We start from the raw sequence: 4,594 nt of genomic DNA on the forward strand, positions 1-4,594 counted from the left end.
AAGCTGAAGAACGCATGAACGAGGCAGATGCGTGGACTGCAGAAAATGATGTTAAAACTATTTTGACTCAGCTGCATTTGGATGAACTAGACCAAAAAATCGCAAATCTGTCAGGAGGCCAAAAAAAACGGGTCGGTTTAGCCCAAATTTTAATTCAAAGCCCTGATTTATTGATTTTAGACGAACCAACAAACCATCTGGATTTTGATTCTATTGATTGGCTGGAAGATTATCTTAAAAACTATCAGGGTGCTCTTTTGATAGTGACACATGATCGATATTTTCTAGATCACGTTGCCAATCAAATCTATGAGTTGTCTTTTGGTAAACTTTACACTTATCAAGGCAACTATGAAGATTCTGTCCGACAAAAGGCTGAAAGACAAGAAAAAGCACTGCAAAAAGAGCATAAAGACCAGCAATTATACAAAAAAGAATTAGCATGGATGAAAACTGGTGCTAAAGCTCGTTCAACTAAACAGCAAGCTAGGATCAACCGTTTTGAAAAATTAGCGGACAAAGTGAGCAACAAAGTTCAAGTCGACCAAAACATCGATATCAATTTAGGACAGCAACGTTTAGGAAAAAAGGTTATTGAATTAAAAGAAGCTTCACTTAAATTGGGAGAACATCAAATAATTCAAGACTTCAGCACGATGATCAATGCTGGAGATCGCATCGGTATTACCGGAAAAAATGGTGCAGGCAAGTCGAGTTTTCTAAATATTCTAGCTGGACAGCTTTCGCTTGACTCTGGGGAACTAATAATCGGTGAAACTGTCAAAGCTGCTTATTATCGGCAACAGACTGAGAAGATCCCTGAAGACAAACGTGTTATTAACTACTTGAATGAAGTAGCCCAAAATGTAGTTAATACTGAAGGTGAACGGATCAGTACGACCCAGTTGCTAGAACAATTTCTTTTCCCACGTTTTATGCATGGAACATTGATCAGAAAATTATCTGGGGGAGAAAAACGGCGGCTATACTTGCTGAAACTACTGATGATGCAGCCTAATGTTTTATTCTTGGACGAACCGACCAACGATTTAGATGTGGGGACCTTGACAATTCTTGAAAATTATTTAGAGACATTTGCTGGAACTGTCGTCACTGTTTCACATGACCGTTATTTTTTGGATAAAGTCGCAGATCGTTTGCTGATTTTCGATGGTGATGCCAAGATTGAGCATTATAGCGGGCAGTTTACGGATTACTTGAAACAAGAAAAACAAAGTACTAGAGTAACATCTAAGAAAGTGTTGCCTGCATCTCATAAATCGGAAGCAGCAGTTCAAAAACCTAAAGTCAAAACTAAATTAACTTACGCCGAACAAATCGAGTTTGATAATTTGGAACAAGAAATCGATCAAATCGAACAAAAGACAAAAGATGTTAAAGAACAGATGGCGACGATCAGCGGAGATGACTATTTGCAGTTAGGTGATTTACAGCAACAACTGACGACCTTAGAAAAAGAATCGGAAGAAAAAATGGCACGCTGGGAAGAGCTTGGACAATATGTCGATTAACTTTGTTACAGACTGCTAAATAAATATTGGAGGAAAGTTATGACTAAGTTAGAGGAACCATATTTACAATTGATCAGAGATATTTTAGATCATGGTCACTATAAGGGAGATCGGACCGGGACGGGGACAAAGAGTTTATTTGGCTATCAAATGCGCTTTGACCTTAGTCAAGGATTCCCATTATTAACAACGAAGAAGGTCCCCTTTGGCTTGATCAAAAGCGAATTGTTGTGGTTTTTAAATGGCGACACTAATATCCAATTTTTATTAAAACATAAAAATCATATTTGGGATGAATGGGCCTTTGAGAAATGGGTCAACAGTCCTGAATATAATGGCCCTGACATGGCGGATTTCGGATTACGTGCACAACGAGATCCTAAATTTAATCAAGAATATCAGGAACAAAAGAAACTTTTCTGTCAAAAAATTATTGATGATGATAATTTCGCAAAAAAATATGGTGATTTAGGAGACGTCTATGGTGCCCAATGGCGACGCTGGCAGACTCGTTCTCATGAAACGATCGATCAGATCCAAAACGTGATCGAAACTATCAAAAATAACCCTAACTCACGCCGGATGATCGTAACCGCCTGGAATCCTGAAGATGTGCCCTCAGCCGCTTTACCACCTTGCCATACTCTTTTTCAATTTTACGTATCTAATGGTAAATTAAGTTGTCAATTGTATCAAAGAAGTGGTGATGTTTTCTTAGGAGTTCCATTTAATATTGCCAGTTATGCCTTACTGACAAGCCTGATCGCACGAGAAACCGGCCTAGAAGTTGGTGAGTTCGTTCATACTTTAGGTGATGCTCATATTTATGTCAATCATTTGGAACAAGTCAAAGAGCAGCTCCAGCGAGAACCAAAAGACGCACCGCAATTGTGGCTAAATCCAGAAAAGAAACATATTGAAGATTTTACGATGGCAGACATTAAGGTCACCAATTATGAATCATGGCCCGCTATCAAAGCTCCAGTTGCGGTTTAAAAATAGTTTAAGCTGTTAATAAACACTATTTCACTTTCTTCAAAGTGGTGAAAGGTGTTTTTTGTTTTTGGAACATTAAACTCCTCATAACAGCTTGCAATTAATGTTAAACAATAAGTTAATTATAAATTCTGCAAAATAGTGTTTAGAGAATATAAAATTTAAAATTATCATGCTATGATAAATGCACGTGAATCTATTTGAATAAGGGTGGGATAAATGAAAAAAATAACTGAGATCAGCAAATTTTTAATAACTTTGTTGGCTCTTAGCTGTATTTTCTTTGGAATTTTTTATTTTCTGGCTCGTCCACATCAGGATCAGTCATCGCAGCCAGAACAAACTGCTCACACAGAAGCTAAAAAGCACAAAGAAACAAAACTAACTGATTTAACTGTAGTTGGTTTGGGCGATTCATTGACCTATGGTGTCGGCGATACCCAAGAACGGGGAGGCTATGTTTATCTGCTCAAACAAAAATTACTTAAAAATGATGCTAAAAGTGTAACTGATTTTAATTTTGGCAAAACCGGAGATACAACTACTCAAATCAAGCAAAGACTAGATTCTCAAGCTGAAATCAAACAGCAGCTGAAAAAAGCAGATGTGATCACGGTCACAGCGGGTGGAAATGATCTGATGCATGTCTTGCAAAATAATTTTCAAACCATATCTTCCAACCATTTTAATGACAGCATGCAAAGAGCAAAGGACAGTTATCGTTTGAACATGACGGCTTTGTTAAAAGATATTCGTGCGACGAACAGCAAGGCGCCGATTTTCCTATTTTCTGTTTATGACCCTTTTTATGTCTATTTTCCAGGAATAACCGCTTTACAAAAATATACCTCACAATGGAATAAGGTAGCGGCTGAACAAGTCAAACAATTAGACTCGACTTATTTTGTCGATGTCGAGCGGCAATTGTCTGAAGGACAATATTATGGCAAGTCAAAAGTAAACTTAAAAAAATCAACTAATGCCGATCTTAGTCAAGCAGATGATAAAAATTTGGAAAAACTATTATCAGATCCGAAAGAAAAAAATGATTATTTGTCCGCAGAAGATCATTTCCACCCTAATGATGATGGATATCAATTGATGACTAAAAAGCTGTACAAAACTATGCTTAAACATAAAGAAACTTGGTTTAAGGAGACACAATAATGAAAAAAAGTACCCAAAAGAAACGTAGTGTTGCAAATAAAAAACACAGAAACCCATGGAAAATCGCTTTTACCGTTCTATTAGCAATGATCATTGCCAGCGTCGCATTTGTAGCGGTTGAAGTATATACACCAAGTACAAAAGTGCAGCAGGAAGCCAAAGTCCAACCCGCCACGAATCAGATGACTTCCATTGATGTCAAAATGGACAAAAAACAGTTAGGCAGTGTACTTAATTATTACTTAAACCATCAGCAAAAAAATAGTAATAATATTAAATATAAGTTTATTTTAAATCAGTCAGCCATTTTGATCGGAACTACCAAGGTTTTGGGCAAAAAGGTCTCATTCACGCTATATGCTGTTCCAACTCTTAATAAGGATGGCAATATTTTGTTGAAAATAAAATCAGTTGCAATTGGTTCGTTAAACGCTCCTAAACAATTTATTTTAACTTATGTGAAGAATCATTTTAAAACTGGACGCGCAGTTCAAATCTCTCCTAAAAAATCCGAGATCACTTTGAACTTAAACCGTGTAAAAACTAAACAAGGTATTCGGGTCAAGGGGCAGTCCTTGGATCTTAAAAATGATGATATTCGGTTTAGAGTATTGATTCCACTCGGAGAGGAGGAAAAATAATGGACAATGAAATGACATTTTACCAATTTTTAATGACTTTACGGGATCCCGATGACTATGATGAGGTCGTTCAATTTGCCAATAATGCATTTTATGATCAATCATTTCCAAAACAGCAAACAAACTATCAAAAACTTTCACAGTATTTGGAAATGAACGGTAATTATTTGCCTTCCATGACAATCTTTGATGACGCTTGGCAGCAGTATTTAGAAAAAATACAATAGAATACGCGTGGTGCTAGTTCGTAATAATTCT

General features: G+C 36.7%; 4 protein-coding genes and 1 pseudogene. All 5 read left to right on the plus strand.

Annotation, left to right across the window (positions count from 1 at the left end; genetic code table 11):
* Positions 1 to 1,532: pseudogene (locus FC65_RS07610) on the plus strand (ABC-F family ATP-binding cassette domain-containing protein); the annotation flags it as partial.
* A gap of 39 nt (positions 1,533 to 1,571) precedes the next feature.
* On the plus strand, positions 1,572 to 2,528 hold the full coding sequence (locus tag FC65_RS07615) for a thymidylate synthase (RefSeq protein WP_010494123.1): 957 nt from the start codon (positions 1,572 to 1,574) through the stop codon (positions 2,526 to 2,528).
* 219 nt (positions 2,529 to 2,747) lie between these two features.
* A complete protein-coding gene (locus FC65_RS07620; protein WP_056972154.1) occupies positions 2,748 to 3,695 on the plus strand; it encodes an SGNH/GDSL hydrolase family protein in 948 nt (315 codons plus the stop codon).
* A complete protein-coding gene (locus FC65_RS07625; RefSeq protein WP_056972155.1) occupies positions 3,695 to 4,336 on the plus strand; it encodes a YpmS family protein in 642 nt (213 codons plus the stop codon). Before FC65_RS07620 ends, FC65_RS07625 begins: the two co-directional genes overlap by 1 nt.
* A complete protein-coding gene (locus FC65_RS07630) occupies positions 4,336 to 4,563 on the plus strand; it encodes a YozE family protein (protein WP_056972156.1) in 228 nt (75 codons plus the stop codon). The genes FC65_RS07625 and FC65_RS07630 overlap by 1 nt, the downstream gene beginning before the upstream one ends.
* Positions 4,564 to 4,594: the final 31 nt, after the last annotated feature.

The organism is Ligilactobacillus acidipiscis DSM 15836 (assembly GCF_001435755.1).
GTDB lineage: Bacteria > Bacillota > Bacilli > Lactobacillales > Lactobacillaceae > Ligilactobacillus > Ligilactobacillus acidipiscis.